The organism is Bacillus sp. FSL K6-3459 (assembly GCF_038003305.1).
In the GTDB taxonomy this organism is placed as follows: Bacteria; Bacillota; Bacilli; order Bacillales; family Bacillaceae; genus Bacillus; species Bacillus pumilus_O.
The window spans coordinates 1,812,175-1,825,810 of record NZ_JBBOOW010000001.1; the positions used below are offsets into that span (position 1 = coordinate 1,812,175).

Here is a 13,636-nt window from a genome sequence, read left to right on the forward strand (position 1 = left end):
TCACTCCTTAGGTGAAACCTTAATATATTGGCTTGGAACTTCCCCTTTAATCAAATACTCATTATCCCTTTTAGTCCAATTAATCGCTCTTTTCTTCCAAAAATCAGAAGAAACAATATCTCTTTCAATCAACTTTTGAATTTGTTTTGGAGAAAGTATAACAACATTTTTTAGCTTTCCAGACTGTATATCTTTCCTTAAAGCTGATATATTTAGTTCAATTGCATTTTCCCCATAATTTCCAATAACATTTTTGTTATTTGTAAAACTAGTATAAGGGCTATTAGATTTAGCTCCTTTTCTATAACCTCCAAGTATATGCTCTGTAACAGTCACTTCTCGTCCTTTATATAAACCCTCTTTACTAGCTGGTACTAAATCACCTGAACTTGATATATGAGGTTTACCAATTCCATTTGGTCTAGTTGGAGAGTGTAGTAAACTATCCCCCCTATATAAATTACCTTTGTTGGTTAAAGAAGCATCATCTATACCCTTAATCCCCATCTTCCCATGAAACCCCTTCGCCCCAAACGGCAAAAGCATTCCCAGCGCCGCTTTCATACTCGATTCCTGCTGTTCTTTCGAAATCTTATTTCCAAACATATCACGCCCCGTAATCGCTTCGCTAAAGCCATTGGTGGCGGTGAGGCCATATAAGCCTTTTTGCGATGTTTTTAAGGCGTCAAAGGATTTTTGTGATGTCTTGTAAATGTCGACTGCCCTGATTGCAGCTGATGTGGCTTGAGTGGTTTTATAGACAGCTTTTCCGCCTTTGAAAATGCGCCCTGCCCAGCCGACGATTGGGATGTAGCCTGCGGCTGCCATGCCGCCTGCCGCGACTCGCTGTCCTGCGGTGAGTTCCTCGCCTGTGATTGGATCAACGCCTGTTGCGGCACGTTTTGCATCGTTCACGCCGGTCAGTTCATTCACGATGTTTCCACCATAATCGAGGGCTTTTTCATACCAAGGGCGGTTGGCGAGCGCTTCTTGTTCCTTCGCAATCTTTCGGGCTTCTTCTTGTTCTTTCTTGATTTTCAGATATTCAGAAGTTTGCCTCTCAATATCGCTTTTTGCCTTGTAAATTTCACTATTTTGATACGCTTTCTTGTCAAAATTCATTGGAGAAATCGCTTTTCCGTCATTTGTGGCATTCATCATTTCTGAGTACAATGCCATTGTAGCTTGCTGCTCCGTTTCTGACAAAGCATATTCATCTTTTAAATTTTGATCAAGCTCTCTTAGGTCTTTGACCGTCTTTTTTCGTTCATCTTCCGCATCTGCAATTTTTTCATCAAAGGTTTGACTATCAAATACTTCTAGAGAAATGAGGTCGTCGATGTCTTGGAAAATGGTTTTAAGCGCCTTTTTTTGATCCTTCACAATGCTTTTGGCATTTTTGATGCCCATATGTACAGCGTTGTCTAAAAAGTGTTCTTCTACAAAGGTGTCGCCGCCAAAGTTTGTATCATCTAGTGTCCCAGAAACACCCTCATGAAAGGCTTTTTGCTTATCGATGAAGTTGATAAACATGTCTACATTTCCAGCGAGCTCTTTGTAGAAGCTTTTAATGTTATCGGCACCTTTCCCAGTGAAGTCATCACCGAGGTTGGCAACACCTTGTAATGCCTTTTTTAAATCGACCATTTGTTCACGGAGTTCTTGGTAGTGTTTTGCCCTTGCGTCCAAGGCACTTGTTAGTGCTTTTGCATCAAGTATCTTGCCCAGAAGAATTCACTCCTTCCTATCATTGACAAGGTCAATTTTACCAACACAAAGTTTGTCATTAAATAGGAATATAGATACAGATACAAAAACAGTACTTAATATGTAAATGATCAGAATCAAATCCTCGCCATTTTATTTTTCAAAGAAAAGCACACCTTTAACATTGTGCTCTCTTAAAACTTAGACTTAAGCAATTGCAGCTCTTGGTCCATAATATCTGCCGCTTCGGTAATAAATTGAATGATTAAGTCTAATTCTTCTCGTTTGTATTCGTTTGTGAGCTGTTTAGTCGAAGCCGATAAAGATTGAAAGAGTTCTTTTACTTGTGATTTCCCTGCCGTTAATGGAACGATGATGACTCTTCGTTTGTCTTTTGGGTCCTTTTCTCTTTTGGCGTATCCCGCTTTTTCAAGGCGGTCAATAAGAGCTGTGACCGCACCTGAGCTAAGACCTGTTTTTTCACTTAATTCTCCTGCTGTGAGAGGGCCGAGTTCGTTTAACAAATCGGCTGATTTCAGGTCTGTTGGGAAAAGGCCAAGCGATTGTGCGGCCGCTTGGTGGAATAAAACCGTTCGTGTGGCGAGGCGTCTCATTGTATGGATGATCAGGTTTGCTTTGTCTTCTGCGTCGTTCTTTATTGACAACTTGTTCTCCTCCCTTTAAAATAAATTATCTTGATCATCAAGATAAATGTTTTCTTCCTTTATATTTAAGTTGATCATAGCAAAAATAAGAAGAGAACGTAAGCAGGGGGTAAATGAAATGAATCATGTGGATAATGGTAAGGCATCCACTCGCTTTGTTGTCATCGGTTTGCTGTTAGGAATTTTCATGGCAGCGATGGATAATACCATTGTTGCAACAGCGATGGGAAGCATCGTAGCAGATTTGGGCAGTTTTGATAAATTTGCTTGGGTGACGGCTTCTTATATGGTGGCGGTAATGGCTGGAATGCCGATTTACGGAAAGCTTTCTGATATGTATGGTCGAAAGCGTTTTTTTCTGTTTGGACTTATTTTCTTTTTAATTGGATCTGCGCTGTGCGGTATCGCACAAACGATGGATCAACTCATTATTTACCGAGCCATTCAAGGGCTTGGAGGCGGTGCCCTTCTTCCAATCGCGTTTACAATCATCTTTGATATCTTCCCGCCTGAAAAGCGCGGAAAAATGTCCGGTATGTTTGGTGCAGTGTTTGGTTTATCGAGTGTACTAGGACCACTTTTAGGAGCTATTATCACAGATTCGATCGGTTGGCACTGGGTTTTCTATATTAACGTACCAATCGGTATTGTTAGTGTGTTCTTGATTGCTAGATACTACCAGGAATCGCTGGAACACCGCAAGCAAAAAATTGACTGGTCAGGTGCTATCACACTTGTTGTGGCGGTTGTGAGCTTGATGTTCGCTCTTGAGCTTGGCGGTAAATCTTATGCGTGGGATTCAGTGCAAATCCTCACACTTTTTGCTGTGTTTGTTGTGTTCGGTACCATCTTCTTTATTGTTGAGCGTAAAGCGGAGGAACCGATTATTTCATTTTGGATGTTTAAAAATCGTTTATTTGCGACATCTCAAATTTTGGCGTTCTTATATGGCGGAACATTTATTATTCTTGCCGTCTTCATTCCTATTTTCGTTCAGGCGGTGTACGGAGAATCTGCGACAAGTGCAGGATTCATTTTAACGCCGATGATGATTGGGTCTGTCATTGGCAGTATGATTGGTGGAACGATGCAGACGAAAGTGCCTTTCAGACGTCTTATGGCGATCTCTGTTATCTCATTTTTCGCGGGAATGCTGCTGCTTGCCAATATGTCACCTGATACAGCTAGACTTTGGCTCACAATCTTTATGATGATATCAGGCTTTGGTGTCGGCTTCAGCTTCTCCCTTCTGCCGTCAGCTTCAATGAATGATCTTGCCCCTCGTTACCGAGGCAGTGCAAACTCGACCAATTCATTTATGAGATCACTTGGGATGACACTTGGTGTCACGATTTTTGGGACGATTCAAACCAATGTCCTATCGAATCGCTTAGCAGATGCCTTTAGCGGAATGAAAGGAGCCTCTTCTCAAATAGGCGATCCACAAGCCATTTTCCAAGAAGGTGCCCGTTCACAAATTCCGTCTGATATTTTAAATAAAGTCATCGATGCGATGTCACAAAGTATTACGTACGTATTTTTGATTGCGTTATTCCCAATTGTCCTTGCAGCGATTACGGTCCTGTTTATGGGGAATGCACGGGTACGCACATCGAATGAAATGAAAGAAAACGAATAATGTGAAAAAGCAGAGCTTAAGCGCTCTGCTTTTTTGTTTCACTGATAGAGAGGATGGGCTTTGCCCTCACTGCCAACGATACGTATTTTCGATGTCACCATATCTTTTGCTGCTTGTTTTGCTTTTTGTAAATACATCCGTGGATCTAAGCTTTCGGGCTCATTTGAGAAATGGTCACGGATGGCTTCAGAGTACGCATTTTTTAATTCAGTTGAGACATTGACCTTTGCCATACCAAGAGCCACACATCGTTTGACGTCTTCATCCGGAACAGCAGAACCGCCGTGCAGCACAAGGGGAACATCGACAAGCGATGCAATTTGTTCAATACGGTCAAAGTCAATATCCGGTACCCCTTTATAAATGCCGTGTGCCGTACCAATTGCAGGCGCTAAAGTTGGTACACCAGTTTCTTCTACAAATTGACGGCATTCTGATGGAACGGCTTTTTCAGCATCTTTTTCATCGACAACGATATCATCTTCGACACCGCCTACCTTGCCTAATTCTGCTTCAACATTCACCCCTACTTTTAATGCGAGGTCCACCACTTCTTTTGTGCGGCGAACATTTTCTTCATATGAATGCATCGATGCATCGATCATCACAGATGTATATCCCGCTCGAATACAGGTGAGAATCACATCAAAGTCCGTACAGTGATCGAGGTGCAGACCGATTGGAATTTGATATTGATCAGCCGCAGCCTTGACTGTATCTGCAATCGCTTTTGCTCCAAGAGATTGAACGGTTCCAACCGTTGTTTGCAATATGACAGGCGATTTTAATTCTGCGGCCGTTTCGAGCACCCAATAAATACTGTCAAAGGAATGTACGTTGAATGCAACGATTCCGTATTTTTCTTTTTTCGCAGTCTCAAGCATTGGTGTTGTTGATAGTAAAGGCATGATCAAACATCCTCTCTCGTTAAAATATCTGTTTCTAAAACAGTCAGCATGTCTTCATTTGTTCTTGTTTCTAGCAGCTTTTGTCGTTTCGCTTCATCCATTAATCCTCGAGAAAGGGCAGAAAGAGCCTTTAGATGAGTGGTCCCTGCTTCACTTTTGGGGATCAGTAAGGATAAGAAGAAAAAGCAAGGCTTCCCATCAAAAGCGTCCCATTCAATACCTGTTTCCGTGCGTACGATCACGAGTGCTGGTTTTGTGATGGCGTCTGTTTGTGTATGCGGAATCGCAAATCCATCTTGAAATCCAGTTGTGCTTAGTGCTTCTCTTTCAGCTAAGCCTTTTTTAACATCCTCTGGTGATGTACAAATACCTGCTTTGTAAGCAATGTCAGCAATGGCTGCGAAAACGCCAGCCTGTGATGACGCGGTTTCATGAAGATTCATATAAATATGTTCCATCATTTCTCTTCCTCCCTATTAAACTGTGGGTTTGTCTATTTTTTTACGATAAAGTCCGTATAGAATGGCACCTACAAGTGATCCGATCAATATGGATAGGACCCACTGGAATGCGCCTGTGACGACTGGAAGGACAAGGAATCCGCCATGCGGAGCTGGAACCTGTACGCCAAAGAGATACGTCAATATAGCAGAGATAGCGGAACCAAACATGATAATTGGCAGAACAACAACCGGGTTTTTGGCCGCAAATGGGATGGCCCCTTCTGTTATATGTGTCGCTCCTAGAATATAGTTGATCGCCCCTGCATTTCGTTCTTGCGGTGTGAAATGTTTTCGGAAAATCGTTGTGGCAATCGCAATGATAAGCGGCGGTGTGATACATGCTGCTGACACACCTGCCATGAAGTAAAGGTTACCTTCTGCAAGTAAAGCCGTTCCTGTGACATAAGCTGCTTTGTTAAAAGGTCCTCCCATATCAAATCCACACATCGCTCCAACAATTAAACCTAAGAGCAGCGGATTCGTGGATTGAACTGCTGAAAGAAAATCCATTAATGAATTATTTAAGCCTGTGATTGGAACTAATAGAGGTGTCATCACAGCCCCAATTAAGAAAATACCAATGACAGGATAGATGAAGATTGATTTTAATCCATCAAGTGAAGCAGGTAATTTTTGAAGCAGGAATTGAAGGAGTACGATGATATATCCTGCTGCAAAACCTGCGATAATACCACCTAAGAATCCAGCGCCTCCATCGTTTGCAAGCAAGCCGCCGATAAATCCGACCACCATCCCTGGGCGTTTGGCGATTGAATCAGCGATAAATGCTGCTAAAATAGGCACCATTAAGCTAAAGCCGAGTCCGCCAATGTTTTTCAAGTAGGCAGCAAACGGATGATACGTTTCATGCTGAGGATCAGCTGAGTAAATACCGAATAGAAAAGATAAAGCAATTAAGACCCCGCCCCCAACAACAAATGGAAGCATGTGTGATACACCGTTCATTAAATGTTTGTAGATGGTGTGTATCCACTTATTCGACGACTTTTGTTGAGATGGTGAAGGTGCAGATGTTTTTTCTGTTCCAGAAGCTCTTCCTTTCACTTGATGAACGGGCGCTTCTCCATTGATAATGCCTTGGATCAATTCATTTGGCGTGCGGATTCCCTTCGCTACAGGCACTTCAATCAGTGGTTTGCCGTGAAAACGATCTGTATTCACATCTTTGTCAGCTGCGACAATGACCCCGTCTGCCTCCAGAATGTCTTGATCAGTTAAAGCGTTTTCAATTCCTACTTGACCGTGCGTTTCAACTTTGATGTCGACCCCTAGTTGCTCAGCAGCTATTTTTAATGCCTCAGCTGCCATAAACGTGTGTGCAATGCCTGTTGGACAGCCAGTTGCAGCGACAATTTTTTTGCGGCTCATGTCTATTCCCCCTTATATCTTGTCAATGTGTACTTGATCAATTAATGAATGAATGTCATGTAAATCACTTAAGCCTTTAGAAAATGCAGTAGATGCGCCTGTTGCAATGCCGTAACGTAAGCATTCGTCAGGTGTATGACCTTCAAGCTGTTTACTAAGAAAGGCTGCGAGCATTGCATCTCCAGAGCAAGCTGTGTTTACCACAGTGCCTGTTGGCGCGTTTCCTTTTAAGACGGCGTCTTTCGTAATGAACAAAGCCCCTTCTCCCCCGCGGGAAATCAGCACTTGCTCTGCACCCATCTCAATAAGCTTTTCTCCTGATTGAATGAGTTCTTTTTCTGACAAAGGATGTGTTTTGCCAAAAAAAGCAGCAATTTCTTCTTCATTCGGTTTTAATAAATACGGCTTGTATTGAAGTGTCTCAAGAACTGCCGAGGAGCTTGTGTCTAAAATAAACTTGACGTTGTTCTGATGACAAATAGCTGCTACTTCTGAAAAAATGCTGGCTGGTACGCCCTTTGGCAGGCTGCCTGACATGATGAGTATATCCCCCTGCGGGATGGCCGCTATTTTTTCACGAAAGGCGTGAAGTGCTTTTTCTTCAATCGCAGGTCCTTGGTTTACGAGCTTGTATTCTTCTGTCGTATTAATAAAAACATTAATGCGTGTAATTCCTTCAACTGAGATAAAATCGGTTTGAATGGAAAGGTCCTTTAAGGATTGTTCAATATAAGAGCCTGAAAATCCAGCAATAAATCCTAATGCAGTGCTGGTGAATCCATATTTCTTTAGCATAATGGAGACATTGACTCCCTTGCCATTTGGCTGATAATCTTCATCTTCCGTGCGGTTGACCGCATTTGCCTTCATTTCTTTCAATGCAATATATAGGTCAATAGCAGGATTTAAGGTGCAGGTATATATCAATTGGTTTCACCTTCTTTCTTTTCTCTAAAGAAAGTATCTCATACGCTGGAGTGAAAATGTTTTCAGATTGTGTAAAGGTTTTCATGATAAAAAGCCTTCCAGATCAAAGTCTCGAAGGCTTTTTTATCGGTTATTTCATTCGAATCACGTAGGCATCTAGTAAAATGCGGGCGATGACATGAAGAGACAGGCGCGATCTGACCTCATAATCTGGAAAGAAAGATTGTTCGCCTTTATATCCGACTAGAGTCATATCTGATATTTTGCTTAATGTAGAATCTATTCTTGTTGTGACGGTAATGGTCGTGACTTGCTTCATGCTAAGATTTTGACACGCTTCAACGAGCTCTGCTGTTTCGCCATTTAATGAAACAAAAATCGCAAGTTCGTTTTTATCGATGTCTCTCGATTTCAGCCGAATAATATTTGGGTCGTCGTGCACTTCGCATGTTTTTCCGATGAGCTGTAATTTAATGGTCATTTCTTTGGCAATCATTTCTGAGAAGCCTCTACCGAAAATATAAATTTTCTCGGCATTATGTATTTTTTGAACGGCATCTTCAATTTGCCCAATACTTTGCAGCTGGATCGTTTTTAAAACCTCTTCTTCATTTTTCCGAATCGCTAGTTTAATGTCTTCATCAATGTTTTTGAGCTGATCGCTTGCATCCGTCATTTTCTTTTCTTGTTTCAATCGATATTTAAAGGATGTATAGCCGTTGTAGCCGATTTTTTTCATCAGTCTGACAATTGTGGCTGTCGACACATTCGCCCTTTCACTCAATGTGACGATGGATAAGGTGGAGATATCCTCTAAATGCTGGTGAATATAGTGGAGTAAATAACGTTCTGTTTCACTTAATGTTTGATACACTTCGCTTGGAATGTTAAATAGTGGTTCATTCAATTCGATTCCCCCTTACTCATTTCATACTATAATTAATTACCCAATAAAAACAAGCTGATTCTTTTGTCATATATTTTGTTAGTAAGCCAAAATGAGTGAAATTTGAATTTTGACATACACTAAGGAAAAGTTGTGTCTGTGTGAAAGGAGCTGATCATGATGCTTCATCTTTTGTTTTATCTCATTTTTCTTTATGTCGTCTATGTATTTTTGACCGCATTTGTTTTGTTTTATTTACCGGTTCAAAAAACATGCAAAGAACATTGCATTTATAAAGCCTCTTCTATCTCAGGAGACGATCAGGGGACAAATCAAGTGATGCTTCTTGACGACGGGTTTGAATCTGGTCAGGTGAGGATCCAAATGATACGTGAGGCAAAGAAGATCATCCGACTCAGTTACTACTCCATTCAAAAGGGAAAAACAGCTGAATGGATACTAGGTGCTTTAATTGAAGCAGCTGATCGAGGTGTGAAAGTGCAGCTGATGTTAGATGGCATCTGTCACAGTTTGCGCGGGCCGCTAAAGCATTTGCGCTATGCGGTAGCAAATCACCCTAATATGGCGATTCGTTTTTATGAGCCCTTTCGTTTGTTCAAGCCATGGACGTGGCATAATCGGTTACACGATAAACTGATACTAGCAGATGGCCGAATGGCTGTGATGGGCGGAAGAAATATTGGTGATAAATACTTTGCAGATCAGCCGCCGAAAGACTTTGCTTTTGACCGTGATGTGCTGCTCTATAACGCGAAAAAGGGAAAAGTGTTAGATGAAATAGAGCAATATTTCGTTTATTTATGGAATCATGATTTTACGAAAAGAACAAAAGACGTGTTTTCCAAGGCAAAAGCGAAAAAAGGGTTAAAGCTAAGAAAACAGTTGCTCAGATCATACCAAGAAGCCGTGCGCACGAAAGAACCTTTTGTGATGTCCTCCTTTAATTGGGCAGCAGATACCACTTCTGTGAAACAGATTGCTTTTTTTACAAATCCTGTGGAACGCTTTAATAAGCGGCCACTTGTGCTGAAAAAACTGAACGATCTTGCGCACCGGGCAAAGCGTTCTGTGCTCATACAGACACCCTATGTCATTCCAACACGCCCAATGAAAGCCGGACTCACCCCCTTACCTAGTAAGATCCAGACGACAGTGGTGACGAATTCTCTTACGGCGACGCCAAATCCATTAGCCTTTGCCGGATATTTAAGTACCAAAAAGGAATTGATAAAAACAGGCATTCATTTGTATGAATACGAAGGTCCCTATTCCATTCATGCGAAATCAATGGTGATTGATGATTATTTGAGTATTATTGGGACATATAACTTAGATGCCAGGTCTAGTTTTTTAAATACTGAGTCAATTTTGGTCATTGACAGTGCCCCGTTTGCGTTATCACTTACACAAGCAATTGAACGAAAAATTGCCTATAGTTATCTCGTTGCTAAAGATCGAACTGTCTACCAGACGAACGCTTATGGACAGAAAAAAAAGCCTTTGATGAAAAGGCTCCTGTTAAATGGATTATCCGCGATAACGGTTTTATGGCGGCGATTGATATAAAGTAGGGCAGCTACTCTTGTGGCAGCCCTTTTTCTTGCGATTGATCTGTTTCTGCAGACTCCAATTTGGTCAATTTAAACACCAAGATGCCAGCCACAATCACCATAACACCTAAAAGTTTTGTCAAAGAAAATTCTACTTTTTCTAAGCCAAGCCAGCCAAGCGAATCAAACAAAAGCGCGCAGCCAAGCTGTGACGTGAGGACAATCGAGATGCCATAAGTCGGTCCTAAACGTTTAATACCCTGAACAAGACAAATGACCACACCTACCCCAATGGCCCCACTGATCCAGTACCAAGTCTCCATATGTCTTAAACGAAACATGCCAGTTCCCTCTAGTAAGAGACCCATCAGGAGTGAAGCGATAAAGCCCATGCCAAGAACGAGGGTTGTAGTTGACCAAGAGCCTGTCTGCTCGTTGACCTTACTATTAAAAATGGTTTGTAAGCTGACGAGTGCGCCAGCCGTGATGGCTAATACTATTCCTATGATCATATATAAATCCCTTCATTTCTTCTATTCATAAATGTTGTGCTCTGCTATTTCTAGGAGCCCTTTACGATCAGAAATCGTAATCTTTCCTCTCTGCCTTTCTATCAATCCTTTTTCACAGAATTGCTGAATGACTCGGTTAATATGACGGTAGCTTGTACCGATTAAGCTTGCCGCATCTGTGAGACGAAGAGCGCTTGCGCTGTGATCATCTGTGACAACAGATAATAAGTAGCTTGCAAGCCTGACCTCCACAGGATATAACAGATGGAAACTCAAATCGTTTGATTTTGTATAAAATTTGTTTGTGATCCCTTTTAGCAGAAAGGTTAACACGCGCGCGTCATCCTTCGCATGGCGCATGAGCGCTTGATGAGAAACCCTTAACATATGTACTTCTGTGACCGCTTCGACTGTATTGACCATGTCAGTCTGCTGAACGTATTCAATATCTCCAATCGCTTCAAGGGGATGTTTAAAGCTAAGGATAAAGGTTTTCCCTTCTTTTGTTGTTGTGAAAATCTTTAATTTTCCTTTCACTAACAAGTGCAGGTACTCCCTCTTATCCCCTTTTGAACAAACGAGTTCCCCTTGCTCATAGCGCCACAAACTTACGTGTGATATGAGCTTTTGATGAAAGACACTTTCTAATTGATGTGCCTTCATATAAGAGGCAAAAAGAGATTCATCATGAAGCTCCTCCATCTGATGCCCTCCTTTATAGTTTTAAAATGATCACCCCTGTAACCATCAATAAAATTCCAGCATAATGAGGCCATTTCATTTTCTTCTTCTGTACACCAAACCATCCTTTTGCATCGATTGCAAAGGTAAAAGCAAGCTGTGCAATCAATAACGCTGCGATAGTGAGTGTCACACCGATGATTTGAATCGCAGTGACTTCATTAAAAATAATAATCGCTGCAAATGCGCCGCCTATTAAATAAAGTGGCTGCACCTTTCGATATTCCCTGAAGTGTCCGTCTCGTACGATGAGTAAAATGACGAGCGAGATGATAAAGCCGGTTAGCTGCGTGATGGTGGCTGCCTGCCATGTGCCGATATCCTGGCTGATTCTTGCGTTGGCTACGCCTTGTAGTGTAATACAAGCGCCTCCTAATAAAGCGAAAATAACACCTTTCATTCGTTCAAAAGCTCCTTCTTTTTTCAGTCTATTACCATTAAATGATACATGCCCGCCGGTTGAAAAGGACATATGTCCCACTTTGGGTATTATATCAAAAACTTTTTCTTTTGCAGTTTGTTCGTTTTAGATTTTTCACAGTGGGTACAGTTTTATATCAGCTGAAAACAGAATATTGAATGAATCACATACAAAAAGGAGACATGTCAGAATGAGAAATCAAGAGAAACATTTTATTAACGGAGAATGGGTTGCATCAACTGGAAACGAAACGACAGAGGTCATCAACCCTGCAACAGAAGAGGTTATTGGCACGATTAGTTTAGGAACAAAAGAGGATTTAGATAAGGCAGTGAAAGCAGCTCGTGCCGCCTTCCCTTCTTTCTCAAAAACATCTCGAAATGAACGAGTAAAAATGCTGGAAAACATTGTGCGCGGCTATGAAAAACGCAAAGATGAACTTGTAGAAGTGATGACACAAGAGCTCGGTGCACCGCTAAAAGTATCAGAAGAAGTTCATTATAAAATGGGCTATGAACATTTTTCTAAAGCGGCGGAAGCACTTAAATCATATACATTTACCGAGGATCGCGGCGGACATACCATTATAAAAGAAGCGATTGGCGTCAGTGGGTTGATTACACCGTGGAACTTCCCGACGAACCAGACATCCCTTAAAATCGCAGGTGCCATTGCGGCAGGCTCAACAGTTGTCTTAAAGCCAGCGGAAATTACACCGTTTGCTGCAATGATTCTTGCAGAAATTATTGATGAAGCTGGTGTACCGAAAGGCGTCTTCAACTTAGTAAACGGAACGGGAGACGTGATTGGAGACGGCATTAGCTCACATCCTGATATTGACTTTGTTTCATTTACTGGATCAGGTGCTGTTGGCTCTAAAATTATGGAAAACGCAGCGGACAATGTGAAGAAAGTCGCTCTTGAGCTTGGCGGGAAATCCCCTCTTATCGTCTTAGATGATGCAGATGTGGATGTGGCAGCTGAAACTGCCATTCAGCATATTGCGATGAATACAGGTCAAGTGTGTTCTGCAGCTACACGTGTGCTGATTCCAGAATCAATGAAAGATCAGTTTGAAAAAGCGCTACTGAACGCCCTACCGAAGTTTACAGTTGGTGATCCGAGAGAAGATCATGCTACAGGCCCGCTTGTTTCTAAAAAGCAGTGGGATACCGTGCAATCTTATATTGAAAAAGGAATCGAAGAAGGTGCAACCCTTCTTGCTGGGGGAACTGGAAAGCCAGACGGAATCGATAAAGGATATTTCGCCAAGCATACCATTTTCACCAATGTGAAAAATGACATGACCATTGCACAAGAAGAAATCTTTGGCCCAGTCATGAGTGTCATCGCGTATCACAATCTTGATCATGCCCTTGAGATCGCCAATGATACAGTGTATGGTCTTGCGGGGTATGTTGTGGGAAAAGATGAAAAAACATTAAAATATGTCGCTGAACATATTCGCGCTGGCCAAATCACCATTAACAATGCCGAAACAGATTACTTTGCCCCATTTGGCGGCTTTAAGCAATCAGGTATCGGAAGAGAATGGGGAGACTTCGGTATCGAGGAATATTTAGAAGTGAAAGCTGTGATGGGACTTCCAACGGCGTAAACAGGTAGATCAAAGGAAAACGGATGATTGTTTTCCTTTTTTTATGCCTTCTCCCCTATTCGCATATGTTTGTCATTAGAAATCTTAATCATGACAATCAACATTATATATTTTACTTAATGGCAAACTTTCGGTAAAGTTCAAATTGA

General features: G+C 41.7%; 13 protein-coding genes. 3 read left to right on the top strand and 10 right to left on the bottom strand.

What is annotated here, in order from left to right:
* Positions 1-1,689 (bottom strand): ribonuclease YeeF family protein, encoded by a 1,689-nt coding sequence (locus MHI35_RS09035; RefSeq protein ID WP_249407429.1) that lies wholly within the window; start codon positions 1,687-1,689, stop codon positions 1-3.
* A 212-nt stretch (positions 1,690-1,901) separates the two neighbouring features.
* Positions 1,902-2,321 carry a MarR family winged helix-turn-helix transcriptional regulator gene (locus MHI35_RS09040; RefSeq protein WP_249407436.1) on the bottom strand — a complete coding sequence of 140 codons (420 nt, stop codon included), beginning with the start codon at positions 2,319-2,321 and terminating at the stop codon, positions 1,902-1,904.
* Between the two features lie 169 nt (positions 2,322-2,490).
* On the opposite strand from MHI35_RS09040, the gene MHI35_RS09045 reads away from it, so the two are divergent.
* On the top strand, positions 2,491-4,011 hold the full coding sequence (locus MHI35_RS09045) for an MDR family MFS transporter (RefSeq protein ID WP_211063962.1): 1,521 nt from the start codon (positions 2,491-2,493) through the stop codon (positions 4,009-4,011).
* 38 nt (positions 4,012-4,049) lie between these two features.
* Here the strand turns inward: MHI35_RS09045 and MHI35_RS09050 are convergent, their stop codons facing one another.
* From MHI35_RS09050 to MHI35_RS09070, 5 genes are all read right to left on the bottom strand, one after another.
* Positions 4,050-4,919: a class II fructose-bisphosphate aldolase gene (locus MHI35_RS09050; RefSeq protein WP_144471058.1), complete on the bottom strand. Its 870-nt coding sequence runs from the start codon at positions 4,917-4,919 to the stop codon at positions 4,050-4,052.
* Positions 4,920-4,921: 2 nt separating this feature from the next.
* A complete protein-coding gene (locus MHI35_RS09055; protein WP_012010167.1) occupies positions 4,922-5,380 on the bottom strand; it encodes a PTS sugar transporter subunit IIA in 459 nt (152 codons plus the stop codon).
* A gap of 15 nt (positions 5,381-5,395) precedes the next feature.
* On the bottom strand, positions 5,396-6,811 hold the full coding sequence (locus MHI35_RS09060; RefSeq protein ID WP_144523385.1) for a PTS fructose transporter subunit IIC: 1,416 nt from the start codon (positions 6,809-6,811) through the stop codon (positions 5,396-5,398).
* A 12-nt stretch (positions 6,812-6,823) separates the two neighbouring features.
* Positions 6,824-7,738 (bottom strand): 1-phosphofructokinase, encoded by a 915-nt coding sequence (gene pfkB / locus MHI35_RS09065; RefSeq protein WP_211063961.1) that lies wholly within the window; start codon positions 7,736-7,738, stop codon positions 6,824-6,826.
* A 130-nt stretch (positions 7,739-7,868) separates the two neighbouring features.
* A complete protein-coding gene (locus MHI35_RS09070; RefSeq protein ID WP_012010170.1) occupies positions 7,869-8,645 on the bottom strand; it encodes a MurR/RpiR family transcriptional regulator in 777 nt (258 codons plus the stop codon).
* 159 nt (positions 8,646-8,804) lie between these two features.
* Here MHI35_RS09070 and MHI35_RS09075 point away from each other — a divergent pair, with 159 nt between their 5' ends.
* On the top strand, positions 8,805-10,211 hold the full coding sequence (locus MHI35_RS09075; protein WP_211064023.1) for a phospholipase D-like domain-containing protein: 1,407 nt from the start codon (positions 8,805-8,807) through the stop codon (positions 10,209-10,211).
* Positions 10,212-10,221: 10 nt separating this feature from the next.
* On the opposite strand, the gene MHI35_RS09080 is transcribed toward MHI35_RS09075, so the two are convergent.
* The 3 genes from MHI35_RS09080 to MHI35_RS09090 are packed head-to-tail and all read right to left on the bottom strand — an operon-like array spanning position 10,222 to position 11,848.
* Positions 10,222-10,707, bottom strand: coding sequence for a DMT family transporter (locus tag MHI35_RS09080; RefSeq protein WP_144523383.1), 486 nt, complete (start codon positions 10,705-10,707; stop codon positions 10,222-10,224).
* A gap of 21 nt (positions 10,708-10,728) precedes the next feature.
* Positions 10,729-11,409: a Crp/Fnr family transcriptional regulator gene (locus tag MHI35_RS09085; protein ID WP_144523382.1), complete on the bottom strand. Its 681-nt coding sequence runs from the start codon at positions 11,407-11,409 to the stop codon at positions 10,729-10,731.
* A gap of 13 nt (positions 11,410-11,422) precedes the next feature.
* Positions 11,423-11,848, bottom strand: coding sequence for a DMT family transporter (locus MHI35_RS09090; protein WP_012010174.1), 426 nt, complete (start codon positions 11,846-11,848; stop codon positions 11,423-11,425).
* A gap of 211 nt (positions 11,849-12,059) precedes the next feature.
* On the opposite strand from MHI35_RS09090, the gene MHI35_RS09095 reads away from it, so the two are divergent.
* Positions 12,060-13,487, top strand: a complete 1,428-nt coding sequence (locus MHI35_RS09095; protein WP_144523380.1) for an aldehyde dehydrogenase family protein — start codon at positions 12,060-12,062, stop codon at positions 13,485-13,487.
* Positions 13,488-13,636 lie beyond the last annotated feature (149 nt).